This is a genomic window from Stenotrophomonas sp. YAU14D1_LEIMI4_1, from assembly GCF_003086815.1.
Classification (GTDB): Bacteria; Pseudomonadota; Gammaproteobacteria; order Xanthomonadales; family Xanthomonadaceae; genus Stenotrophomonas.
In genome coordinates this window covers 2,057,574-2,081,909 of record NZ_CP025997.1, presented here as the reverse complement: position 1 = coordinate 2,081,909, position 24,336 = coordinate 2,057,574, and the positions used below count along the sequence as shown (strand labels likewise).

Genomic DNA, 24,336 nt, shown 5'->3' with positions numbered 1-24,336 from the left:
AACGGCGGCTGGGCCGTGATCTTTAGGGATTTTCCAAACTTTTTCAACGCGCCACGATTACGTCACCGGCCGCATCCACCACGCCCTGCACGATGCGGCGGGTGGACAGGTTTTCGACCGAAACGCGGTCGTTGTGCCCGGCATCGCCCAGGGCCCGGCCGGCAATACGCACTTCCACGGCGCCGGTGCGGGCGACCAGGGCCACATTGTCTCCGCGCTTGATGAGACGCTGGGCCAGAAGATCATTGCCCGACAGCAGGCTGCCGGCGGCCAGCGGGCGGCGCGCGATGCGCCCCACCGCCGCGGCCGGATCGGCCAGCACGGCGCCGGCAATACGGGCCGCGTCACGCGTGGCAGTGCTGATATCGGCCGCGCTGATGGTTTCTCCAGTGGCAATGCCACGGGTCAGCACCAGCACGGTCTGGTTGTGCCGCACCTTCACCGGCACGAACAGGCGCCAGCCGCCCGCATCCGGGCAACTGACCTCGACAGTGGTGTTGGCGGTGGGCTGCACCGCCAAGGGCTTGCCACACTGCGGCAGGCGCAGCGCATCGGCCACGATGGCCTCGCCTTCGCTACCGGCCGCCAGGGTCGACAGCGCTGCGGCACGGATGCTGGCCACCGGCTGCCACTGCGCGGCCTGCGCCCACGGCGCGGCCAGCGCAAGCGCGGCGGCTACTAGCAATGTCATCCGGCGCATGGCGCCTCCTGTGTTCGATGGGACCTGGACCGGAAAGATGCAAGCGCTGTGCCAGCCCGCCCCTGCAGCGTCGAGCGTGCTCGACGTCCTGCTGTAGTGTCGAGCCATGCTCGACTGCACGGCACATCAGTCGAGCATGGCTCGACTCTACAAGAGGCGGAAGTCGAGCAAGCTCGACTCTACGACTGCGGGGTGTCGGCATCACATGACCCTCAAGTTCGGCGGGCACCACGCCGATACAGCAGCCATGTCCCATGACCTGCTCAACCGGATCGACCAGCGGACCCGACTGGCCGGCCACAATCGCCTGGCGCTGCTGCTGTTCCGTCTCGGCGGACGTCAGCTTTTTGGCGTCAATGTCTTCAAGGTGCAGGAAGTGCTGCGCCGGCCCGAGCTGTTCCAGGTGCCTGGCTTGCCCGGCCAGTTCGCCGGCGTGGCCGACGTGCGCGGCCGCTCGGTGCCGGTGCTCGACTTGGGCTTGGCCATCGGCCACCCCGAGCGTGAGCCGGATGCGGACACCGCACCGGGCTACCTGGTGGTGACCGAGTTCAACCGCTCAATCCAGGGCTTCCTGGTCAGCGGGGTGGAACGCATCGTGAACATCGCGGTGGAGGACATCCACCCGCCGCCGGAGCTGGGCGCCGAATCGAGCTACCTGACCGCGGTGACCCGCTTCCAGGGCGAGCTGATCCAGGTGATCGACGTGGAAAGCGTGCTGGCCGACATTGCCCAGGTGCGCGGCGAAGCCGTGCTGGACCCGGCCATGGCCATGCCTGCCGACGCGCCGCAGCTGCAGGTGCTGGTGGTGGACGACTCGCGGGTGGCCCGCCAGCAGATCCGCAGCGTGCTGGACCAGCTGGGCGTGGGCGCCACCCTGCTGTCGGACGGCAAGCAGGCGTTGGACCACCTGCTGCAGATCCACGCCTCGGGCGAAAACCCGGCCGAACGCTACGCCATGGTCATTTCCGATATCGAAATGCCGGCCATGGACGGCTATACGCTGACGACAGAAATCCGGCGCCACGCCGGGCTGTCCGGGCTGTATGTGCTGCTGCACACCTCCCTGTCGGGCGTATTCAACAATGCGATGGTCGAACGCGTGGGCGCCAATGCCTTCGTGGCCAAGTATTCGCCGCACGAACTGGCTGATTTCGTGCTGGACCGCCTGCGCAAGGTGGCCATGGCGGCGTAAGGCCGCCCACAGGGTCGGATCCCCGCAGGGGCTCCGTCCCCCGCGCCCCTTGATGGGGTCAGAGCCCCTTCGGGGATCTGACCCCTTCACGCTTTTGGCACACCGCTTGCAGCTTCCCGGGCAACGTTCCTGTGGGAGTGCATCGTGCGCAACCTGATTACCGATTACCTGGGTGTCCACGCCCAGGCCATGCCGTTGCGCGAACAGCGCATGAAGCTGATCGCCAGCAACCTCGGCAACGCCGACACCCCCGGCTACAAGGCCCAGGACCTGGACTTCGATGCCGCCCTGCGCCACGCCCAGGGCCTGGATGCCAACGGTCTGATGACCACCACCAACGAGCAGCACTACGAAATCAGTAGTGGCCTGAACCCGTTCCAGGTGGCCCGTGAAGGGGTGCAGCCCAGCCTGGACGGCAACACCGTCGACCCCGATGCAGAGCGCGCCGCCTATGGCCGTGCCGCCCTGGAGTACCGCGCCTCGCTCAGCTTCGTCGAAAGCAAGGTGCGTTCCATGCTGACCGCGATCACGGGGCAATAAGCCATGAGCAATCTGCCGATCTTCGATATCGCCGGTTCCGCGCTGCAGGCGCAGTCGGTGCGCATGAGCACCATCGCCTCCAACCTGTCCAACGCTGACAGCATCGCCGGCTCGGCCGACGCGGTGTACAAGCCGCTGGAGCCGATCTTCCAGGCCGTTACCAGCAAGACCGATCCGAATGTCACTTCGGTGAAGGTGAAGGAAATCAGCCAGAGCGAAGCAGCGCCGATCAAGCGCTACGAGCCAGGCCACCCGCTGGCCGACGCCGAAGGCTACATCTACCAGCCCGACGTGGACCCGGTGGCGCAGATGGTCAACCTGATCTCGACCTCGCGCAATTACCAGGCCGGCGTGGAAATGCTGACCACCGCCAAGGAACTGGCCCTGGCCACCCTGACCATGGGCCGCTGAGGCGGACCCTTGAGGATTACCCGATGACCACCGTCTCTACCCAGACCAGCCAGGACGTGTACAGCGCCCTGGGCCTGACTGCCCCCAACAGCAACGCGAGCACGCGCAAGAGCACGCTGGACCAGGCCGACTTCCTGCGCCTGATGACCGAACAGCTGCAGCACCAGGACCCGCTGAAGCCGATGGACAACACGCAGATGGTCGCGCAGATGGCGCAGATGTCCACCGTGCAGGGCATTACCGATCTGAACACCACGGTGCAGGGCTTCCAGGAATCGATGGCCAGCGACCAAGTGCTGCGCGGCGCGGCACTGGTCGGCCACGAAGTGCTGGTGCCTTCCACCAAGATGGTACTGGGCGATGAAGGCGGTGCCAGCGGCGTGGTTGCCGCACCGGGCGCCGGCATCGTGAACGTGACGGTGACCGATGCCAACGGCAACACGGTCACCCAGCTGAGTGTTGAAGCTACCGCCGCCGGCGAAACCGCCTTCGAGTGGGACGGCAAGGATTCCAACGGCAACCGCGTGGCTGCCGGCGATTACACCATTGCCGCCACCCACACCGACACCGCTGGCGCGGAAACCAAGCTGTCCACCTATGTGCAGGCGCCGGTGGAAAGCGTGACCGTCGGCTCGGACGGCCTGTACCTGAACCTGAAGGGCCTGGGCACGGCCCCGATCGACTACGTGCTCCGCGTCAGCTGAGCCGCACATCCCGCATCTACCAGGAGCATCCCATGGGCTTCAACATTTCGCTGTCCGGCATCAATGCCGCCAACTCCGACCTGAGCGTCACCGCCAACAACGTCGCCAACGTCAACACCACCGGCTTCAAGGAATCGCGCGCCGAGTTCGCCGACCTGTTCTCGGCCACCAGCTACGGCCTGTCGAAGAACTCGATCGGTTCGGGCGTGCGCGTTTCCAACGTGGCCCAGCAGTTCCTGCAGGGCAACAACGAGCAGACCGGGCGCAGCCTGGACATGGCCGTTTCCGGTGAGGGCTTCTTCACCATGAACATGAACGGTGCGCGCGTGTACACCCGTGCCGGCAACTTCCAGACCGATTCGGCCGGCTACGTGATCAACCCGCAGGGCGCACGCCTGCAGGTGTTCGCGCCGAACGCCGATGGCACCAACTTCGACGCCGGCCGCCTGGTCGACCTGCAGCTGCTGACCACCGACAGCCCGCCCAAGCAGACACGCGAAGTGAAGGTGGGCTTCACCCTGCCGGCCAACGCCAGCGTGCCGACCGTGGGCACCTTCGACCCGACCGATTCGAACAGCTACAACTTCTCCAGCGGCGGCATCACCGTGTACGACTCGCTGGGCGTCAGCCACACCCAGGTGTCGTACTTCGAAAAGCTGCCGGGCGTGAACCAGTGGCGCGTGCACAACTACGTTGACGGCCAGGCCGCGGGCACGCCCACCGATCTGGAATTCGACAACGCCGGCACCCTGATCGACCCGGCCGACGGCAAGATCAGCCTGGGCACGTTCACCCCGACCACCGGTGCGGGCGTGTTGAACATGACCCTGGATGTGACCGGCTCGACCCAGTACGGCGAGAAGTTCGCCCTGCGCAACACCCAGCAGGATGGCTACGCGGCCGGCAAGCTTAATGAAATTACCGTGTCGGAAAGCGGCGTGGTGTTTGCCCGCTATTCCAACGGCGACGACAAGGCGCTGGGCCAGGTGGCGCTGACCACCTTCAACAATCCGCAGGGCCTGGAAGCCAAGGGCAACAACCTGTGGGTGGAAACCTTCGATTCGGGCACCCCGCGCACCGGCTCTCCGGACACCTCGAACCTGGGCAAGATCCAGGCCGGCGCGCTGGAATCGTCCACCGTGGACCTGACCGAGCAGCTGGTGAACATGATCGTGGCCCAGCGCAACTTCCAGGCCAACGCGCAGATGATCACCACGCAGGACCAGATCACCCAGACCGTCATCAACATCCGTTGATGAGCTGCTGACCCTGTCACGGAACTCCCCGCATGGATAAAGCCCTTTACGTGGCGATGACCGGTGCCCGCGCCTCCCTGCAGGCGCAGGGTACGCTCAGCCACAACCTCGCCAACTCCGACACCCCCGGCTTCAAGGAAGCGCTGGCCAACACCGAGGCCTTCCCGATCCGTGGGCAGGGCTATGCCTCGCGGGTGGATGCGCTGCACGTCGACGCCGGTTTTAACCGCAGCGCCGGCGCGCAGCACATCACCGGCAAGCCGTTGGACCTGTCGTTGCAGACCGGCACCTGGCTGGCCGTGCAGGCCCCCGATGGCAGCGAAGCCTATACCCGGGGGGCCGCGCTGTCGGTCACCCCCAATGGCCAGCTGGTGACGTCCAGCGGCCGTGCGGTGCTGGATGACAACAACAACCCCATCGCCATTCCGCCCTACCAGGCAATGGAAGTGGGCAACGACGGCACTATCTCGATCATTCCGCAGGGCGAAGGCCCGCAGACCATGGCGATGATCGGCCGCATCAAGATCGTGCAGGCGCCGGACGAACGCCTGGAACGCGGCCTGGATGGCCTGTTCCGCAACACCGACCCGCAGCAGCCCTTCGCCCAGGCGCAGGGCGCCACCGTGCACAGCGGCCAGCTGGAAGGCAGCAACGTGGACGCCGCCGGCGCGCTGGTGCAGATGATCCAGCTGCAGCGGCAGTACGAAATGCAGGTGCAGGTAATCAAGCACGGCGACGAGAACGCGCGCAGCGCCAACAGCCTGCTGCGCCTGGGCGGCTGACGGAATTCCGGCGTCGGCACGGGCCGGCGTTGGCACACCGCTTGCACAGCCTTCACCAACGGCCGCACCGCGCGGCCCGCTTCAGCCAGACAGGATTCCGAAGATGAACCAGGCATTGTGGATCGCAAAAACCGGACTGGATGCGCAGCAGACGCGCATGTCGGTGGTTTCCAACAACCTCGCCAATACCAACACCACCGGTTTCAAGCAGGACCGCGCCAGCTTCGAAGACCTGCTGTACCAACAGGTGCGCCAGCCCGGCGGCGCCAGTTCGGCACAGACGCAGCTGCCGACCGGCCTGCAGCTGGGTACCGGCGTGCGCGTGGTGGCCACCTCGAAGAACTTCGAACAGGGCAGCCAGCAGCAGACCGGCCGCGCGCTGGACGTGATGGTCAACGGCCGCGGCTTCTTCGAAGTGCAGCTGCCCGACGGCAGTTCCGCGTACACCCGTGATGGCTCGTTCAAGATCAACCAGGACAGCGAGCTGGTGACCAACACCGGCTATCCGGTGCAGCCGGGCATCCAGATTCCCGAAGGCGCGCAGTCGGTCACCATCGGCAGCGACGGCACCATCAGCGTGAAGATGGCCGACGACGCTGCATCGGTGGAAGTGGGCGCACTGACCCTGACCGATTTCGTGAATCCGGCCGGCCTGCAGGCCCGCGGTGAAAACCTGTTCCTGGAAACCACGGCATCGGGTCCCGCACAGAACGGCAACCCCGGCCTGAACGGTTTGGGCACCGTGGTGCAGGGTGCGCTGGAAGGCAGCAACGTGAACGTGGTGGAAGAGCTGGTGTCGATGATCGAAACCCAGCGCGCCTACGAAATGAACGCCAAGGCCATTTCCACCACCGACGCCATGCTCGGCTACCTGAACCAGAACGTCTGACCGCAACCACCGGGATACCGCCATGTCGCCCTTCTCTACCCTCGCCCGCACCGCGCTGTGCTGCGCCGTGACCGCCCTGCTGGGCGGCTGCGTGATTGCCGGCGACGTGCGCCCCTACCCGGCCATGGCCCCGGTGCAGCCGATCGTGCCGATGCAGGCCGCGCCCACCGCCGGCGCCATCTATGCCGCCGGCCCGACGCTGAACCTGTATGCCGACCGCCGCGCCCGCGATGTCGGTGATCTGCTGACCATCACCCTGCTGGAAAACACCACCGCGCAGACCAGTGCCAACACCGCCACCAGCAAGGAATCGGGCCTGACGATCGGCTCGCCCTCGCTGTTCGGCGCGCCGGTCACCCTGGGCGGCAAGGACATTCTGAGCGCCAGTGCCAATGGCGAACGCGAGTTCACCGGCAAGGGCAACAGCGCGCAGAGCAACCGCCTGCAGGGCAGCGTGACGGTCACGGTGGTGCAGCGCCTGCCCAACGGCAACCTGGTGGTGCAGGGGCAGAAGAACCTGCGCCTGAACCAGGGTGACGAACTGGTGCAGGTGCAGGGCATCGTGCGCCCCGGTGACATCAACCAAGACAACACCGTGCCGTCCAGCCGCGTGGCCGAGGCCCGCATCGTCTACGGCGGCCGTGGTGCCGTGGCGCAGTCCAACGCCATGGGCTGGCTGAGCCGCTTCTTCAATTCGGCGCTGGCGCCGTTCTGAGTACTGTCATGAAACTCTTCTCCTCTTCTTCCTGGCAGCGACGCATGGCGTCGCTCTACGGAGCATTCTTCCTGCTGCTGGCCGTGGCGGCCCCCGCCAGTGCCGAGCGCATCAAGGACCTGGCCCAGGTGGGCGGCGTGCGCGGCAACGCGCTGGTTGGCTACGGCCTGGTGGTGGGTCTGGATGGCAGCGGCGACCGCACCAGCCAGGCGCCGTTCACCGTGCAGAGCCTGAAGAACCTGCTGGGCGAGCTGGGCGTGAACGTGCCGGCCAACGTGAACCCGCAGTTGAAGAACGTCGCCGCCGTGGCCATCCACGCCGAACTGCCGCCGTTCGCCAAGCCCGGCCAGCCGATCGACATCACCGTGTCTTCCATCGGCAACGCCGTATCGCTGCGCGGCGGCTCGCTGCTGATGGCGCCGCTGCGCGGTGCCGACGGCCAGATCTATGCCATTGCCCAGGGCAACCTGATCGTGGGCGGCTTCGGCGCGCAGGGCAAGGATGGTTCGCGCGTATCGGTGAACGTGCCCAGCGTGGGCCGCATTCCCGGCGGCGCCACCGTTGAACGTGCCCTGCCCGATGTGTTCGGCGCCAACGGCGAGATCACCCTGAACCTGCACAACAACGATTTCACCACCGTCTCGCGCATGGTTGGCGCGCTGAACAATGCCTTCGGTGAGGGCGCCGCGCGTGCGGTGGATGGCGTGACCGTGGCCGTGCGCGCGCCCACCGACCCCGGTGCACGCATCGGCCTGCTGGCCCGGATTGAAAACCTGGAACTGACCCCGGGCAGTGCGCCGGCCAAGGTGGTGGTCAATTCGCGCACCGGCACCGTGGTGATCGGCCAGCAGGTGCGCGTGGGCCCGGCGGCGATCTCGCACGGCTCGCTGACCGTGACCATCCAGGAAAACGCCAACGTCAGCCAGCCCAACGCGTTGGCCGGTGGCCAGACCGTAGTGACCCCGCAATCGACCATTACCGCCACCAACGATGGCAGCCGCATGTTCAAGTTCAGCGGTGGCACCAGCCTGGACGAGATCGTGCACGCGGTGAATGCGGTCGGTGCCGCGCCGGGCGACCTGATCGCGATCCTGGAAGCCCTGAAACAGGCCGGTGCGCTGAGCGCCGAGCTTGAGGTGATCTGACATGCGCATCACCCCCGCCCTTGAGCTGCACCCGACGCAGCAGAACGATCCGGCCAAGATCGACAAGGTCGCACGCCAGCTGGAAGGCCAGTTCGCGCAGATGCTGGTGAAGAGCATGCGCGATGCCAGCTTCGGCGATTCGCTGTTCCCCGGTGAAAACAAGGTCTTCCGGGATATGTACGACCAGAAGATTGCCGAGACCCTGACCCGCGGCAAGGGCCTGGGCCTGCACGAAACCATCGCCCGCCAGTTGTCCGGCAACCAGGGCGATGCCCCGGCGCTGGACACCCGCGTGGACCCGGCCAAAGCCAGCCGTGCTTACCAGTTGAACGCACCGGCACAGGCGCCGTCGCTGCCGCTGGAAGACGCCAGCAATGCACTGCGCATCCTGCAGCAGATGTCCGCCGGCGTGCAGGACGGCGCGCAATCGTCGGTGGCACCGATGGAACAGGCGCTGGACCTGATTGCCGGCCGCGAAAGCAGCAGCGCGCACCGTGCGCTGGGCACCGAGGATCCGTACGCCAGCAACATTGGTGGTGCCGATTGGGCCGCCGCCAGCGACCAGTGGGCGCCCACGGCCAGCAACCGTGGCAGCACCGGCACCGCCGCCGACGCGCTGGCCAGCCGCACTGCCGTGGCCCAGCTGGGCGCACACACGCCGGAAGGCTTCGTGGCCAGCATCTGGCCACACGCGCAGAACGCGGCCAAGGAACTGGGCGTGGACGCCCGCGCCCTGGTGGCCCAGGCCGCGCTGGAAACCGGCTGGGGCAAGCGCCAGATCAAGCATGCCGACGGCAGCACCTCGCACAACCTGTTCGGCATCAAGGCCACCGGCTGGAAAGGCCAGAGCGCGGTGGCCGGCACCCACGAATACGTGGATGGCGTGCGCCGTAACGAAACCGCCAGCTTCCGCGCCTACAGCTCGCCAGCCGAAAGCTTCGCCGATTACGTGCGCCTGCTGAAGACCAGCCCGCGCTACCAGCAGGCCCTGCAGGCCGGCACCGATGTGCAGGGCTTCGCCCGTGGCCTGCAGCGTGCCGGCTATGCAACCGACCCGAGCTACGCCGCCAAGATCGCCGCCATTGCCGGTGGCCCGACCATCGAACGCGCGGTTGCCGCGGTGACCGATGCCGGCGCCCGCCTTGGCCAGACCTTCGCCAGCACCGCAACCGCGGCGCTGGGTATCACCCGCCGTTGAGGAACCCCATGTCCAGCGTCCTTTCCACCGGTACCAACGCCCTGCTCGCCTTCCAGCGTGCCCTGGCGACGACCAGCCACAACGTCGCCAACATCAACACGCCCGGTTACAGCCGGCAGAAGGTCGACTTTGCCACCGCCGATCCGCAGAACTTCGGCTACGGTGATGTCGGCAACGGTACGCGTATCGTTGACATCCGCCGCACCGCCGACCAGCTGGCCATTTCCCGCCTGCTGGACAGCAGCGGCGAACTGGCGCGGTTGAAGCAGCTTTCCACCATGGCCGACCGCGTCGATGCGCTGTTCTCGGACACCGCCACCAATGTGTCCGGCGTGTGGTCCAACTTCTTCGATTCGGTCAGCGGCCTGTCGTCCAACGCATCGGGCAGCGCCGACCGGCAGAACGTGCTGGACAGCGCCAACACGCTGGCCAACCGCTTCCAGCAGCTCAACAACAGTCTGAACACGCTCAACAGCGAAGTGAACAACGGCCTGACCGCGGCCGCCACCGAAATCAACCGGCTGGCCGCGGAAATCGCCCAGATCAACGGAGTTATCGGCAGCAATGCGGCCACCGCTGCGCCTGACCTGCTCGACCGCCGTGACCAGCTGATCGCCAACCTGGTGGGCTACACCGGCGGCACCGCCGTGGCCCAGGATGGCGGCACCCTGAATGTATACACCGCCGGCGGCCAGGCCCTGGTGGTCGGCACCACGGCCTCGAAGGTGACCACGGTCACCGACCCCTACCAGCCCGAGCGCCTGCAGCTGGCCCTGCAGACCCAGGGCGGCAAGATCACCCTGGACCCCAAGCAGCTGGGTGGCCAGGTCGGCGGCATGCTGGAATTCCGCGACACCGTGCTGACCCCGGCCCAGGCCGAACTGGGCAAGCTGGCCGTAGGCCTGGCGACCACGTTCAACGAGACCCACCGCAACGGCGTGGATCTGTACGGCAACATGGGCGGCGACCTGTTCAACATCGGCAGCCCGCGGGTGACCGGCAACACCAGCAACACCGGCACTGCCTCGATCACCGCCAGCTACGGCGACCTGTCATCGCTGGATGCACAGAACATCGTGCTGAAGTACGACGGCACGCAGTGGCTGGCGATGCGTTCGGATACCGGCGCCACCGTGGCCATGACCGGTACCGGCACCGCCACCGATCCGCTGAAGATCAATGGCGTGGAGCTGGTGGTGAGCGGCACCCCGGCCACCAATGACCGCTTCCTGCTGCAGCCCACTGCGGGCGTGGCCGGCAGCATCGGCGTGGCGATCACCGATACCTCGCGCCTGGCCGCGGCCGCGCCGATCAAGGGCAGTGCCGCGCTGGCCAACACCGGCACCGGCAAGCTGAGCGACGTGAAGGTGGCCGACGCCAGCAACGCCAACCTGCGCAACCCTGCCGCGATCGTGTTCACATCTGCCACCGAATACACCATTGATGGCAATGGACCGTTCACCTACACCGCCGGCCAGGCGATCACCGCCAACGGCTGGAGTTTCGTGCTCGATGGCGCGCCGAAGACCGGCGATACCTTCAACATCACCCCCACCCCGGTCGGTTCGTCCGACAACAGCAATGCCCTGGCCCTGGCCAAGGTCGAGGACGCCAAGGCATTCAATGCCGGCACCATCACGTTGAACGGCGCACTGGGCGGACTGACCACGCAGGTGGGCGCCGCCGCCCGTGCAGCGGAGTATTCGCTGGATGCGCAGCAGGTGATCACCGACCAGGCCCAGTCCGCGCGCGATTCGGTTTCCGGGGTGAACCTGGATGAAGAAGCCGCCGACATGCTGCGCCTGCAACAGGCCTACCAGGCTGCCTCGCAGCTGATTTCCACTGCCGACACCATGTTCCAGACCATCCTGGGAGCTGTATCGCGATGAACAACCGCATTTCCACCGGGATGATGTTCAGCCAGTCCGTCTCGCTGATGTTGTCCAAGCAGGCCAAGATGAGCCACCTGGAACAGCAGCTGGCCACCGGCCAGCGCCTGGTGTCGGCCAAGGACGACCCGGTCGCCGCCGGCACCGCGGTCAGCCTGGACCGCGCCGTGGCCGAACTGGACCGCTTCAAATCCAACGCCGACGTGGTGCAGAACCGCCTGGGCCTGCAGGAAAACGCCCTGTCCGGCGCCAACGAACTGATGGCGCGCATTACCGAACTGACCCTGCAGGCCAACAACCCTGCCCTGTCGGCGGCCGACCTGAAGTCGATCGGCTCGGAACTGCAGACGGTGTACGACAGCCTGTTGTCGCTGGCCAACACCACCGACGGCACCGGCCGCTACCTGTTCGGCGGCACCGACGATGCCGACGCGCCGTTCAAGCTGAGCAACGGCACGGTCAGTTACAACGGCGACCAGACCCAGCGCCAGGTGGAAGTGGCACCAGACACCTTCGTGAAGGACGCCCTGCCCGGCAGCGAGATTTTCCTGCGCATCCGCACCGGCGATGGCACCCTGGATGGTGCGGCTGCAGCCGGCAATACCGGCAATGGCGTGCTCACTACATTCGGTTTGAATTCTTCTTCCGGCAATTGGAATGGCGGCAGCTATTCCTTGAACTTTACCGCTGCTGATCAGTACGAAGTGCTCGATTCCACCGGCACCGTGGTCAGCACCGGCACGTTCAAGGCCGGCGAGGACATCAGCTTCGAAGGCGTGTCGATGCGTATCGAAGGCGCGCCCGCGGCCGGCGACAGCTTCAGCGTCGGCCCGTCGGGCACCCGCGATGTGTTTTCCACGGTGCAGGGCATGATCGATGCGCTGAACACCGCCGCCAACACCCCCGCCGAGGTGGCCAACCAGCAGAACGCACTGCAGTCGGGCATCCGCGATATCGCCCGCGCCGCCGAACAGTTCATCGACGCGCGCTCGGCCGGTGGTGCGCAGCTGAAGGCCATCGACGATGCCGCCGCCACCCGCGAATCGAACGCGGTCACCCTGAAAACCACCCTGTCTTCGATCCGCGACCTGGATTACGCCGAAGCCGTGGGCCAGTACCAGCTTGAGCAGATCGCGCTGCAGGCCGCGCAGACGATCTTTACCCAGATGCAGCAGATGTCGCTGTTCAACGCGATCCGCTGAGCAGGCGCCTTCGTCGCGCGGCACTCCCCCGGGCCGCGCGACGAAGGCCGCTGAACCGCAGCCCGCCTGGGCTGCGGCACCCAACCACCGCCTCTCGGGACGGTGGCGTTGGCGTTTGTGCTAAAGACCGCCTTCCTGGCGCCGTTACTGGACCTTGCAAACGCGAAACACCTTCGCGTCGTGCATCGGTCGGCCACCTGGCGCCGGCCTTCGCCCACAGGAAGAGAAAAAATGGCACAAGTCATCAATACCAACGTGATGTCGCTGAACGCTCAGCGCAATCTGTCCACCAGCGGCAACAGCCTGGCGACCACGATCCAGCGCCTGTCCTCGGGCCTGCGCATCAACAGCGCCAAGGACGACGCCGCCGGCCTGGCGATCTCCGAGCGTTTCGGCACCCAGATCCGTGGCCTGGACGTGGCCGTGCGCAACGCCAACGACGGCATCTCGCTGGCCCAGACCGCCGAAGGCGCGATGGTTGAAATCGGCAACAACCTGCAGCGTATCCGCGAACTGTCGGTGCAGTCGGCCAATGCCACCAACTCCGACAGCGACCGCGAAGCGCTGAACGCCGAAGTGAACCAGCTGGTTTCGGAAATCGACCGCGTTTCCCGCCAGACCAACTTCAACGGCACCAAGCTGCTGGACGGTTCGTTCTCCGGCGCGCTGTTCCAGATCGGCGCCGATTCGGGCCAGACCATCGGCATCAACAGCATCGTCGATGCCAGCACCAGCGCCCTGGGCGAAGGCAAGTACGCTGCCACCCAGACCAGCACCGCAGCCATCTACGGCGACGCGGCTGCCGCTGATGGCAAGGTGACCGGCCTGAAGGTAAACGGCCAGGACATCGGTGACATCGCCTTCAAGGCCGGTGATACCGCCCTGTCGGTGGCCAAGAAGACCGTCAATGCCATCAACGACAAGATGGACCAGACCGGCGTCTACGCCGAGCTGGACGACGCCGGCAAGATGACCCTGACCTCGCTGAAGTCGGGCCAGGCGCTGGAATTCACCGCCGGCACCACCACCGACGCCGACCTGGCCCCGGCCTTCGCCGGCATCTCGGCCACCAAGGTCGACGCCACCGAATCGTCCACGGTCAGCAAGGTCGACATCTCCAGCATCGCCGGCGCCCAGAAGGCCCTGTCGATCGTTGACGATGCGCTGAAGGCGGTGAACTCCTCGCGCGCCGACATGGGTGCGATCCAGAACCGCTTCACCTCCACCATCGCCAACCTGAACACCACCTCGGAAAACCTGTCGGCCTCGCGCAGCCGTATCCGCGACACCGACTACGCCAAGGAAACCGCTGAACTGACCCGCACGCAGATCCTGCAGCAGGCCGGTACCGCGATGCTGGCCCAGGCCAACCAGTCGCCGTCCAGCGTGATGAGCCTGCTGCAGGGCTGATTCCCCGCACCGGTTCATGCAACACCACGGAAAGGCCGCCTTCGGGCGGCCTTTCTGCGTCTGGGCGCGAGCGGAATCACGCCCCCGTTGACATTGGCGAAAAAACTTTTCGCGCAATCCCTAAAGGTCTGGCGCGGGGTGTCGTTATTGGTATCAACGGGGCACAACACCCCAGCGGTCCTCCCCCGGGGACCTCCCCTTTCCAGCACCAGATACAACTCTCGGAGAACGGCAATGGCACAAGTCATCAACACCAACGTGATGTCCCTGAACGCACAGCGCAACCTGTCGACCAGCGGCTCCAGCCTCGCCACCACGATCCAGCGCCTGTCCTCGGGCCTGCGCATCAACAGCGCCAAGGACGACGCCGCCGGCCTGGCCATCTCCGAGCGTTTCGGCACCCAGATCCGCGGCCTGGACGTTGCCGTGCGCAATGCCAACGACGGCATCTCGCTGGCCCAGACCGCCGAAGGCGCGATGGTCGAAATCGGCAACAACCTGCAGCGTATCCGTGAACTGTCGGTGCAGTCGGCCAACGCCACCAACTCCACCAGCGACCGTGAAGCACTGAACGCCGAAGTGAAGCAGCTGGTCTCGGAAATCGACCGCGTGTCCCGCCAGACCAACTTCAACGGCACCAAGCTGCTGGACGGTTCGTTCTCCGGCGCACTGTTCCAGGTCGGCGCCGATTCGGGCCAGACCATCGGCATCAACAGCATCGTCGACGCCAGCGCCAATGCCCTGGGCGGCGTGAAGTTCGACGCCAACGACTTCACCGTTGCAGCGCAGACCGCCGGCAACAATGCCGACGTCAAGATCACCGGCATGAAGGTGACCGGTTCGGACGGCAAGGAAATCACCTTGGCGGACATCAACGTGAAGGCCGGTGTTGACGAGGCCGCCACCCAGAAGGCAACCGCCGCTGCCATCGCCACCGCCATCAACGAGAAGATGGACCAGACCGGTGTGTACGCCGAAGTGGACGCCACCGCCGGCAAGATCAACCTGACCTCGGTGCAGAACACCATCGCCGCCGACGGCACCTTCAACGCCATCGACATCGACTTCGGCACCTGGACCGGCAACACCGCACCGACCGGCTACACCGCCACCGCCGCGGCGACCGGCATCGATGCCCAGTACGCCTCGAACCTGGACATTTCCAGCGTGGCCGGTGCACAGCAGGCCCTGTCGATCGTCGACAAGGCGCTGACCGCGGTGAACTCCTCGCGTGCCGACATGGGTGCGATCCAGAACCGCTTCACCTCCACCATTGCCAACCTGAACACCACCTCGGAAAACCTGTCGGCCTCGCGCAGCCGCATCCGCGACACCGACTATGCCAAGGAAACCGCTGAACTGACCCGCACGCAGATCCTGCAGCAGGCCGGTACCGCGATGCTGGCCCAGGCCAACTCGGCACCGCAGAGCGTGATGAGCCTGCTGCAGGGTTGATTCCCGCCGCCGCGCAATGAACGCAGAAAGCCGCCTTCGGGCGGCTTTTCTGCGTCTGCAGTTCCGCTGTCGGGCCACACCGAGCACGCATGAACACACTCAGCAAAACACGGCCAAATTCCTGCTAAAGACGGTTGACATGTCGCCGTTATTGATTTCAGCCGAGGCATTCCAACTGCAGCGGCCCCTCCTACGGGAGGCCTCTCAACCGTCGGCGACATCATCGCCACCAGGAGCAAGAAAATGGCACAAGTCATCAATACCAACGTGATGTCGCTGAACGCCCAGCGCAACCTGTCCACCAGCGGTTCCAGCCTGGCGACCACCATCCAGCGCCTGTCCTCGGGGCTGCGCATCAACAGCGCCAAGGACGACGCCGCCGGCCTGGCCATCTCCGAGCGTTTCGGCACCCAGATCCGCGGTCTGGACGTGGCCGTGCGCAACGCCAACGATGGCATCTCGCTGGCCCAGACCGCCGAAGGCGCGATGGTCGAAATCGGCAACAACCTGCAGCGTATCCGTGAACTGTCGGTGCAGTCGGCCAACGCCACCAACTCCGACAGCGACCGTGAAGCACTGAACGCCGAAGTGAAGCAGCTGGTTTCGGAAATCGACCGCGTTTCCCGCCAGACCAACTTCAACGGCACCAAGCTGCTGGACGGTTCGTTCTCCGGCGCACTGTTCCAGGTCGGCGCTGATTCGGGCCAGACCATCGGCATCAACAGCATCGTCAACGCCAGCGCCAACGCACTGGGCGGCGCCCAGTTCGACTCGAACTCGCTGACCATCGGCGCCACCGCCGTCACCGCTGGCGAAGGCCTGAAGATCACCGGCATGAAGGTGACCGGTTCGGATGGCAAGGCCATCGACCTGGGCGACATCGAAGTGAAGGCCACCGGCACCACCGCCGCTGACATGCAGGGCGCCGCCGCCAAGGCCGTGGCCGCCGCCATCAATGAAAAGATGGACCAGACCGGCGTCTACGCCCAGGTTGATGGCACCGATGCCACCAAGATCAACCTGACCGCGATCAAGGACAGCGTGAACGCCTCGGGCGCCTTCACCGCCTTCGGCGTGACCACCGGCACCTGGACCAACACCGCCGGCACCCCGGCTGCCACAACCGCTCCGACCTTCACCGCTTCCACCGGCGCCCCGACCAGCAAGACCTTTGCTGCTGACCTGGACATCGGCAGCGTGGCCGGTGCACAGCAGGCGCTGGCCGTGGTCGACAAGGCGCTGACCGCAGTGAATTCCTCGCGTGCCGACATGGGTGCGATCCAGAACCGCTTCACCTCCACCATCGCCAACCTGAACACCACCTCGGAAAACCTGTCGGCCTCGCGCAGCCGTATCCGCGACACCGACTACGCCAAGGAAACCGCTGAACTGACCCGCACGCAGATCCTGCAGCAGGCCGGTACCGCGATGCTGGCCCAGGCCAACCAGTCGCCGTCCAGCGTGATGAGCCTGCTGCAGGGCTGATCCCCGCACCGGTTCAGGCAGTACAAAAAGGCCGCCTTCGGGCGGCCTTTCTGCGTCTAGGGCGCGGCCACCGGCACCGCGCGCGCACCCCGGCTGGCACGGGCCTTGCAACGGCGCATGCATCGGCGCACGCATGTGCGCTCAAGCTTCCATTCCGGCGGCCGATAGCCATTGCAACGGCAGTGGCTTCGCCCGCCCACAGCACAAGGACTTCTCATGGCCATCGGCACCATCGGTACCGGTCTCGACATCCCCACCCTGGTTGCGCAGCTGGTTGCCAAGGAGCGCGAGCCCCAGGAAAACCAGATCAACGCGCTGGGCACGGCTGCGACCTCGAAGCTGTCGGCCATCAGCACCATCAAGAGTGGCCTGGCCAACCTGCAGACCGCGCTGGCCACCCTGGTGAAGAGCGCCGACAACCCCGGCTACAAGACCACGCTCGGCACCGATGCCACCTTCACCGCCGCGGTCGATACCGGCGACAACGCCACCAGCCCGGTGGCCGGCACCCACCAGGTGCAGGTACAGCAGCTGGCACAGAACCAGAAGCTCAGTTCCAAAGCCTTCGACAAGGATGCGGCGATCGGCGGCGGTAAATTGACGATCGGCTACGGCGACACCAACCTGGAAGTGGATATTGCCGCCGACAGCAAGCTGGCCGACGTGGCCAAGGCGATCAACAAGGCCTCGGCCGGCAAGGGCGTGGTCGCTTCGGTGGTGACCGCCGACGATGGCCAGCACCTGGTGCTGACCGCAGTGGACTCCGGCGAAGCCGGCGCGATCACGGTCACCCCGTCCGGCGGCAACGGCACCCTGGATGACCTGGCCTACGACGGCACCGCCGCCTCGAAGATGGAAGTGATGGTGGAAGCCAAGGACGCGATCGTGATCGTGGACGGCTTCACCCGTACCTCCAGCTCCAACACGATTTCCGACCTGGTGCCGGGCGTCACGCTCACGCTGACCAAGGCCAACCCGGACGTGAAGCAGACCCTGACCATCGGCCGCGACAACAGCGCGCTGAAGGCCAACCTGACCGCCTTCGTGACCGCCTACAACGCGATCAACACCACCCTGAAGTCGGCCACCGCTTACAACAGCGAGACCAACACGGCCTCGGCACTGACCGGCGATGCCATGGTGCGCGGCCTGCAGCAGCAGCTGCGCGGGCAGATGAGCCCCAACGTGAACGAACTGAAGGCGCTCGGCATCACCCTGGCCACCGACGGCACCATGAGCCTGGACAGCACCAAGCTGGACGCGGCCATCGCCAAGGATCCCGAATCGGTCAGCAACCTGTTCGGCGCCGACGGCAAGGTCGGCAAGTCGATGACCGACATGCTGAAGAGCAACCTGGATGCCACCACCGGCACCATCACTCAGCGCACCAACACACTGAACAAGCAGATCAAGGACCTGGAAAAGCGCCTGGACGATCTGGATGCGCGCATGGAACAGGTGTCCACCCGCTACACCAAGCAGTTCACCTCGATGGAATCGCTGGTCAGCCAGATGCAGACCACCAGCGACTACCTGACCCAGCAGCTGGCCAAGAAGACCAGCAGCTGAACCCGCACGGCGGCGCTCAAGTTTGGCGCCGCCGGCGCCGATACAAACAGCAACACATTGCAGGGCCCGTGGCGGGCCCTGATGCCACGCACAGGCCATGCGCCGGGTGGCCAACCAGGAGACTCATTCAATGTACGGTTCCAGCCGTCAGTACGCAGAGCAGTACCGCAAGGTCGGGGTGAACACCGCCGTGTCCGACGCCGACCCGCACAAGTTGGTTGCACTGCTGCTGACCGGAGCGTGCGAACGCATCCGCCTGGCCGAAGCCTGCATCGAGCGCAACGACCAGGCGCGCAAGGGCAAGGCCATCGGCGAAGCCTGCGCCATCGTCGGCCACCTCAATGGTTCGCTGGACCATGAGGCCGGCGGCGAGATCGCCGGCAATCTGTCGGCGCTGTACGACTACGTGCAGCAGCGCCTGACCGAAGCCAACCTGCACAACGATGTGGTGGCCCTGCAGGAAGCCCTGCAGCTGCTGACCGAGATCGACGCGGCCTGGAATGCGATTCCGCAGGACCAGCGCCAGCGCGCTGCCGGGACCCCTGCCTGATGGACGCCGTGCTTGCCCCGCTGCACGCCGAACTGGATGCGCTGGATGCTGCGCTGACCACCGCTTCGGGCGAAGACTGCGCCGCGCTGCTGGGCCAGTACGATGCCAACCTGCGCAAGGCCATGGACGTGCACGGCGCGATCCTGGGCGCCGATGCGCTGCAGGGCCTGCTGCAGCACCAGCACGACCTGAGCGCGCGCATGCGCCTGCTGCGCGATGAAGCAGCCAGCCACCTGCAGCAGGGCCGCACGTCCCTTCGCGCTGCCCATGCATACCTGCAGGCAGAATCGCTGGCATGACCCTGCTGCCGACCACCTCGCTGCACCACCCGGCCGAAAGCGAGCTGTTCGACGAAACGCTCAGCTGCGAACTGGCCCTGCCTGCCGAGTTCCAGGCCGGCAGTGCGCTGGGCCGTACCGGCAATGCCGAAGCCTTGCTGCGCAGCCTGGCCCTGGTGGAAGACAGCAGGGTGGACGAGCACGAGGAGCGCAGCGAAGCCACCCTGCAACTGCAGCGCCTGGAAGCCAAGCTGGACCTGACCATGGTGCTGCTGGGCCGGCTGGTGCGCCAGCAGGGCCACGACCTGCCCCTGCGCCCGGTACGCTGGTCGCGCCGCGGCATCCGCCTGCAGCTGGGCCCGCGCAACGGCGCCAGCCCGGGCCAGGCCGGCGTCGTCCGCCTGCAGCCCAGCGACTGGCTGCCCGACCATATCGACCTGCCGGTGGAAGTGGTGGCCGAAGCCGCCGACGGCAGCGGCGGCCACTTCCTGTGGCTGCGCTTCAGTCATCTGGGCGATGGCCTGGAAATGGCCATGGAACGCCACCTTTTCCGTCTACACCGTCGACAGGTTGCCGAAGCGCGCCGGGCGCGCTGAACGCCGTCACCGTAGTGCGTGGCCGACGGGCCTTGGCGGGCCCGTTCAGCTAAGTTAAGGTGGACTCCCCTCACGGACCTGCTGCGTGCCTGTGCGAGTTCTCATCGTCGACGATCACACTCTGGTTCGCGCCGGCCTGGCGCGGCTGTTGCAGGGGTTTGCCGACGTGCAGCTGGTGGCCGAAGCGAGCAACGCCGAACAGGCGCTGCAACTAGCCCTGCAGCATGCGCCCGACGTGGTGCTGATGGATCTTTCCCTGCCCGGCCGCACTGGCCTGGAAGCGCTGAGCGACATCCGCCTGCGCGCTCCCGGCACCCGGGTGGTGATGATGACCATGCACGATGATGCCGCCCATGTGCGCGATGCATTGGACCGCGGCGCCGTGGGTTTCGTGGTGAAGGATGCCGCGCCGCAGGAACTGGAACTGGCCCTGCGTGCCGCCCATGCCGGCCAGGTGTTCCTGAGCCCGCAGATCTCGGCCAAGATGCTGGCGCCCATGCTGGGCCGCGAAAAGCCCACCGGCATTGCCGCGCTGTCGCCGCGCCAGCGCGAGATCCTGCGCCAGATCGGCAAGGGCGAAAGCAACAAGGAAATCGCCGCCGACCTGGGCATCAGCGTAAAGACGGTGGAGACCCACCGCGCGCGCATGATGGAATCGCTGGGCTGCCGCCGCGCCAACGATCTGCTGCTGCTGGCCGCCCGCCACCAGCACGAGCTGGAATGATCGTCCGCCGGACACCCCGCGCCTTGCGCGTTGGTCGACCAACGGTCGACCCTACCGACCCGGGCCCTGAATTGGCGACGACTTCCCGTCACCCCGACAGGCCCTGACAGGTTTCCGTACCGCCAGAACCGCGCTCACCCGGTTCTCCGCACCAGCAATCAACGATTTAGCCACGACCATCGTCAACTTCCCGCGCTTTCGTAGGGAATTCCCCTACAGCGTGTCGGGAACTCAACCAAGCGCCTCAGGAACCCCCCGATTCCGGACCTGCCGGATCAAAAGCAAGATGTGTTCCACAAGGCGCCGGGGAGCGGTGCCGGGGAACCACGATGAAGGCTGCACTCTCGACCCAGCTGGGCCAACAACTACACCTGACGCCGCAGCTGCTGCAGTCGATCCGCCTGCTGCAGCTCGATGGCCTGCACCTGGAACAGGAAATCCAGCGCCTGCTTGATTCCAATCCGCTGCTGGAAATCGAAGAGGCCGAAGCGCCCGTTGCCGACGCCAGCGATGCCACCGCCACTACTCTGGAAACGGCGGCCTTCGATGAGCTGCCCGAATCGTCCATGTGGGACGTGGCCGGCACCAGCTGGCAGGACGGCGACGACGACCGCATGGCACGCATTGCCGCCGGCGAATCCAGCGACCCGCAGCTGCGCGTGCTGCAGCGCCTGGCACTGGACCTGGACGACCGTGGCCTGGCCATCGCCGCGTTCTGGCTGGAACACTGCGATGACGCCGGCTACCTGCAGGCCCCGCTGGCCCAGCTGCACCTGCTGGCCAGCGCCCAGTTCGATGTCGACGCCGCAGGCGTGGAAGCCATCCGCCAGCAGCTGCTGCACGGCGAACCGGCCGGCATGGCCGCGCAGGACCTTCGCGAATGCCTGCTGGCCCAGCTGTACAGCCTGCAGGGTCTGGTACCGGGCCGTCACCTGGCCGGGCGCATCCTGGAAGGCGCGCTCGACGCCCTGGCCGCCCATGACTACCTGGCCCTGGCCCGCCAGCACGACGCTGAAGTGGACGACGTGCGCGAAGCGGTGCGCCTGATCCTGTCCCTGCAGCCGCGCCCGGGCGACAGCCTGCAGACCGACAGCAACGTGGCCGTGGTACCGGACGTGGTGGCCTGGCATGCCGACGAGCAGTGGAAGGTGGCGTTGAACCCGGCCACCAGCCGCCGCGTGTCGATCAACAGCCAGTACGAACAGGCCCTGGCCGATACTGCCGATGCTGCCCCTGCCCTGCGCGAAATGCTGCAGGAAGCCCGCTGGTTCAGCCGCGGCCTGTCCATGCGCTACGACACCCTGCTGCGCACCGCGCGGGTGATCGTTGAGCGCCAGGCCGCCTTCCTGGTCCGTGGCGACGAAGCCATGGCACCGCTGACCCTGAAGGAGGTGGCCGAAGAAATCGGCATGCACGAATCCACCGTTTCGCGCATCACCACCGGCAAGTACCTGCAGACCCCGCGCGGCACCTTCGAACTGAAGCACTTCTTCGCCGTGCGCCTGGAAGGCGCCAGCGTGTCCGGGCAGGCCGTGAAAGCCATGGTGCGCCGCCTGATCGACGCCGAACCGGCCGGTCGCCCGCTGGCCGACGAGGCCATCGCCGGCCTGCTGTCGCGACAGGGGGTGAACATTGCCCGCCGAACCGTCGCAAAATACCGCGAACAACTGGATATCGCTCCGGCCCGCGAACGGCGCCGGATCAGCGCCAGGCAACCCCAGCTGGCCCGGGTGGGCTGAAAAGGATGTTGGACATGAACAAGCTCACAGTGCTGCTGGTCGATGACCATGAAGGTTTCATCAACGCCGCCATGCGTCATTTCCGCAAGATCGACTGGCTGCAGATCGTTGGCAGCGCAGGCAACGGCCTGGAAGCAATCGAGCGCTCGGAAAGCCTGCGCCCGCAGGTGGTGCTGATGGATCTGGCCATGCCGGAAATGGGCGGCCTGCAGGCCACCCGCCTGATCAAATCGCAGGATGATGCCCCGTACATCGTGATTGCCAGCCACTTCGACGACGTCGAGCACCGCGAACACGCGCTGCGCGCCGGCGCCGACAATTTCGTCAGCAAGCTGTCCTATATCCAGGAAGTCATGCCGATCCTGGAAGGCCTCAGGGAGGATAGATCGTGAGCGAATCGCGCATCCTGGTACTGGACAACGATGCCGTGCGCGCCGAGCGCACCGTTGCCCTGCTGGAATTCATGGATTTCAACCCGCGCTGGGTCTCCGACGCGGCCGATTTCGACCTGGGCCGCCAGCGCCAGAACGACTGGATGGCGGTGATCGTCGGCAGCCTGGACGAAAGCCCCGCCAGCACCGCGCTGTATGCGTGGCTGGGGGGCAGCAGCCTACCGCCGCCGGTGCTGCTGGCCGATGGCGATGCCGCCACGTTCGCCCACCAGCATGGCCTGCACGAAGCCAACATCTGGCCGCTGGAATCACCGCTGCGCCATGCGCAGATGGAAGCCCTGCTGCGCCGTGCCAGCCTGAAGCGGCTGGATGCCGAGCACCAGGCCGGCGCCGTGCAGGACCAGGGCCCGACCGGCACCGGCCCGGCGGTGACCACCCTGCGCACCATGATCGAACAGGTGGCCGCCTTCGACACCACCGTGCTGGTGCTGGGCGAATCGGGCACCGGCAAGGAAGTCGTTTCGCGCGCCATCCACCAGCGCTCGCCGCGCCGTGACGGCCCGTTCGTTGCGATCAACTGCGGCGCCATTCCGGCCGACCTGCTGGAAAGCGAACTGTTCGGCCACGAAAAGGGCGCCTTTACCGGCGCACTGACCGCGCGCAAGGGCCGTTTCGAAATGGCCGAGGGCGGCACCCTGCTGCTGGACGAAATCGGCGACATGAGCCTGCCGATGCAGGTGAAGCTGCTGCGCGTGCTGCAGGAACGCAGCTTCGAGCGCGTGGGCGGCAACCAGACCATCCGCTGCAACGTGCGCGTGGTCGCCGCGACCCATCGCGATCTGGAAACGCGCATCGCCGAAGGCAAGTTCCGCGAGGATCTGTTCTACCGCCTGAACGTATTCCCGATTGATGTGCCGGCCCTGCGCGAGCGCCGCGAAGATCTGCCTGCGCTGGTGGAAACCATCGCCGCGCAGCTGGCCCGCACCGGCCGTGGCGAAGTGCGCTTCACCCCTGAAGCCCTACAGGCGCTGGCCGGCTACGAATGGCCGGGCAATGTGCGCGAACTGACCAACCTGGTCGAGCGCCTGGCCGTGCTGCACCCAGGCGGCTCGGTGCGCGTGCAGGACCTGCCGGCCCGTTACCGCGGCGATGCCGCGCTGGCCCCGGTGGTGCCCGCCCCCGCCCCGGCGCCCGTGGCCAGCAGCGAAGACCGCCTGGACCTGCGCAGCTTCTCCTTCCACACCCCCGGCAGCGGCGGCCAGCCGGCGCTGGAGCACGGCATTGCGGTGAACCGCGCCAATGCCCCGGCGGCCCTGCCCGACGACGGCCTGGACCTGCGCAACCACATGGCCAACATCGAACTGGGCCTGATCAACGAAGCCCTGGAACGCACCCAGGGCGTGGTCGCCCACGCCGCTCAACTGCTCGGCCTGCGCCGCACCACCCTGGTGGAAAAGCTGCGCAAGTACGGCATCGAACGCGAACCGGCCGAACTGGCCAGCTGACCGCAGGCAC

At 66.3% G+C, this 24,336-nt stretch carries 24 protein-coding genes; 23 read left to right on the top strand and 1 reads right to left on the bottom strand.

Translation table 11 applies throughout. The features are described 5' to 3' along the window. Positions 1 to 43 precede the first annotated feature (43 nt). Complete coding sequence (gene flgA, locus C1932_RS09610; protein ID WP_199912030.1) at positions 44 to 691, bottom strand: flagellar basal body P-ring formation chaperone FlgA; 648 nt, start codon at positions 689 to 691, stop codon at positions 44 to 46. Between the two features lie 256 nt (positions 692 to 947). Here flgA and C1932_RS09605 point away from each other — a divergent pair, with 256 nt between their 5' ends. The 23 genes from C1932_RS09605 to C1932_RS09495 all read left to right on the top strand — a co-directional run bounded on the left by C1932_RS09605 (position 948) and on the right by C1932_RS09495 (position 24,326). Beyond that, positions 948 to 1,892, top strand: a complete 945-nt coding sequence (locus C1932_RS09605; RefSeq protein WP_025879111.1) for a chemotaxis protein — start codon at positions 948 to 950, stop codon at positions 1,890 to 1,892. A gap of 144 nt (positions 1,893 to 2,036) precedes the next feature. Further along, positions 2,037 to 2,432 carry a flagellar basal body rod protein FlgB gene (gene flgB / locus C1932_RS09600; protein ID WP_075075988.1) on the top strand — a complete coding sequence of 132 codons (396 nt, stop codon included), beginning with the start codon at positions 2,037 to 2,039 and terminating at the stop codon, positions 2,430 to 2,432. A gap of 3 nt (positions 2,433 to 2,435) precedes the next feature. Further along, a complete protein-coding gene (flgC, locus tag C1932_RS09595; RefSeq protein WP_108749581.1) occupies positions 2,436 to 2,843 on the top strand; it encodes a flagellar basal body rod protein FlgC in 408 nt (135 codons plus the stop codon). A gap of 23 nt (positions 2,844 to 2,866) precedes the next feature. After that, positions 2,867 to 3,547, top strand: a complete 681-nt coding sequence (locus C1932_RS09590) for a flagellar hook capping FlgD N-terminal domain-containing protein (protein WP_108761965.1) — start codon at positions 2,867 to 2,869, stop codon at positions 3,545 to 3,547. Between the two features lie 32 nt (positions 3,548 to 3,579). Further along, entirely contained in the window at positions 3,580 to 4,803 is a 1,224-nt protein-coding gene (flgE, locus tag C1932_RS09585) for a flagellar hook protein FlgE (RefSeq protein ID WP_108761964.1), read from the top strand. Positions 4,804 to 4,835: 32 nt separating this feature from the next. Beyond that, positions 4,836 to 5,585 (top strand): flagellar basal body rod protein FlgF, encoded by a 750-nt coding sequence (locus C1932_RS09580; RefSeq protein WP_108761963.1) that lies wholly within the window; start codon positions 4,836 to 4,838, stop codon positions 5,583 to 5,585. 103 nt (positions 5,586 to 5,688) lie between these two features. After that, a complete protein-coding gene (gene flgG / locus C1932_RS09575; protein ID WP_049461063.1) occupies positions 5,689 to 6,474 on the top strand; it encodes a flagellar basal-body rod protein FlgG in 786 nt (261 codons plus the stop codon). A gap of 22 nt (positions 6,475 to 6,496) precedes the next feature. Further along, positions 6,497 to 7,189, top strand: coding sequence for a flagellar basal body L-ring protein FlgH (gene flgH, locus C1932_RS09570; protein ID WP_108756141.1), 693 nt, complete (start codon positions 6,497 to 6,499; stop codon positions 7,187 to 7,189). Positions 7,190 to 7,197: 8 nt separating this feature from the next. After that, entirely contained in the window at positions 7,198 to 8,334 is a 1,137-nt protein-coding gene (locus C1932_RS09565; protein WP_108761962.1) for a flagellar basal body P-ring protein FlgI, read from the top strand. A gap of 1 nt (position 8,335) precedes the next feature. Beyond that, positions 8,336 to 9,532, top strand: coding sequence for a flagellar assembly peptidoglycan hydrolase FlgJ (flgJ, locus tag C1932_RS09560; protein ID WP_108761961.1), 1,197 nt, complete (start codon positions 8,336 to 8,338; stop codon positions 9,530 to 9,532). Positions 9,533 to 9,540: 8 nt separating this feature from the next. Beyond that, positions 9,541 to 11,421, top strand: a complete 1,881-nt coding sequence (gene flgK, locus C1932_RS09555; RefSeq protein ID WP_108761960.1) for a flagellar hook-associated protein FlgK — start codon at positions 9,541 to 9,543, stop codon at positions 11,419 to 11,421. Beyond that, positions 11,418 to 12,623: a flagellar hook-associated protein FlgL gene (gene flgL, locus C1932_RS09550; protein ID WP_108761959.1), complete on the top strand. Its 1,206-nt coding sequence runs from the start codon at positions 11,418 to 11,420 to the stop codon at positions 12,621 to 12,623. The genes flgK and flgL overlap by 4 nt, the downstream gene beginning before the upstream one ends. 231 nt (positions 12,624 to 12,854) lie before the next feature. Further along, positions 12,855 to 14,033, top strand: a complete 1,179-nt coding sequence (locus C1932_RS09545; RefSeq protein WP_108756137.1) for a flagellin — start codon at positions 12,855 to 12,857, stop codon at positions 14,031 to 14,033. Positions 14,034 to 14,267: 234 nt separating this feature from the next. After that, the gene (locus C1932_RS09540; protein ID WP_108761958.1) at positions 14,268 to 15,488 is read left to right on the top strand and encodes a flagellin; all 1,221 of its coding nucleotides are present in this window, start codon (positions 14,268 to 14,270) and stop codon (positions 15,486 to 15,488) included. A gap of 243 nt (positions 15,489 to 15,731) precedes the next feature. Then, the gene (locus C1932_RS09535; RefSeq protein ID WP_108761957.1) at positions 15,732 to 16,973 is read left to right on the top strand and encodes a flagellin; all 1,242 of its coding nucleotides are present in this window, start codon (positions 15,732 to 15,734) and stop codon (positions 16,971 to 16,973) included. A 216-nt stretch (positions 16,974 to 17,189) separates the two neighbouring features. Then, the gene (fliD, locus tag C1932_RS09530; protein ID WP_108761956.1) at positions 17,190 to 18,542 is read left to right on the top strand and encodes a flagellar filament capping protein FliD; all 1,353 of its coding nucleotides are present in this window, start codon (positions 17,190 to 17,192) and stop codon (positions 18,540 to 18,542) included. A gap of 130 nt (positions 18,543 to 18,672) precedes the next feature. Further along, positions 18,673 to 19,092 (top strand): flagellar export chaperone FliS, encoded by a 420-nt coding sequence (gene fliS / locus C1932_RS09525; protein WP_108761955.1) that lies wholly within the window; start codon positions 18,673 to 18,675, stop codon positions 19,090 to 19,092. After that, on the top strand, positions 19,092 to 19,391 hold the full coding sequence (locus C1932_RS09520; protein ID WP_108761954.1) for a hypothetical protein: 300 nt from the start codon (positions 19,092 to 19,094) through the stop codon (positions 19,389 to 19,391). The genes fliS and C1932_RS09520 overlap by 1 nt, the downstream gene beginning before the upstream one ends. Beyond that, positions 19,388 to 19,966 carry a PilZ domain-containing protein gene (locus tag C1932_RS09515; RefSeq protein WP_108761953.1) on the top strand — a complete coding sequence of 193 codons (579 nt, stop codon included), beginning with the start codon at positions 19,388 to 19,390 and terminating at the stop codon, positions 19,964 to 19,966. Before C1932_RS09520 ends, C1932_RS09515 begins: the two co-directional genes overlap by 4 nt. Positions 19,967 to 20,057: 91 nt before the next feature. Beyond that, on the top strand, positions 20,058 to 20,690 hold the full coding sequence (locus tag C1932_RS09510; RefSeq protein ID WP_049460605.1) for a response regulator transcription factor: 633 nt from the start codon (positions 20,058 to 20,060) through the stop codon (positions 20,688 to 20,690). A 329-nt stretch (positions 20,691 to 21,019) separates the two neighbouring features. Then, positions 21,020 to 22,429 (top strand): RNA polymerase factor sigma-54, encoded by a 1,410-nt coding sequence (gene rpoN / locus C1932_RS09505; RefSeq protein ID WP_108761952.1) that lies wholly within the window; start codon positions 21,020 to 21,022, stop codon positions 22,427 to 22,429. A gap of 14 nt (positions 22,430 to 22,443) precedes the next feature. Next, the gene (locus tag C1932_RS09500) at positions 22,444 to 22,821 is read left to right on the top strand and encodes a response regulator transcription factor (protein WP_049460600.1); all 378 of its coding nucleotides are present in this window, start codon (positions 22,444 to 22,446) and stop codon (positions 22,819 to 22,821) included. Next, positions 22,818 to 24,326, top strand: coding sequence for a sigma-54 dependent transcriptional regulator (locus C1932_RS09495; protein WP_108761951.1), 1,509 nt, complete (start codon positions 22,818 to 22,820; stop codon positions 24,324 to 24,326). The genes C1932_RS09500 and C1932_RS09495 overlap by 4 nt, the downstream gene beginning before the upstream one ends. The last annotated feature ends 10 nt before the right edge of the window (positions 24,327 to 24,336 follow it).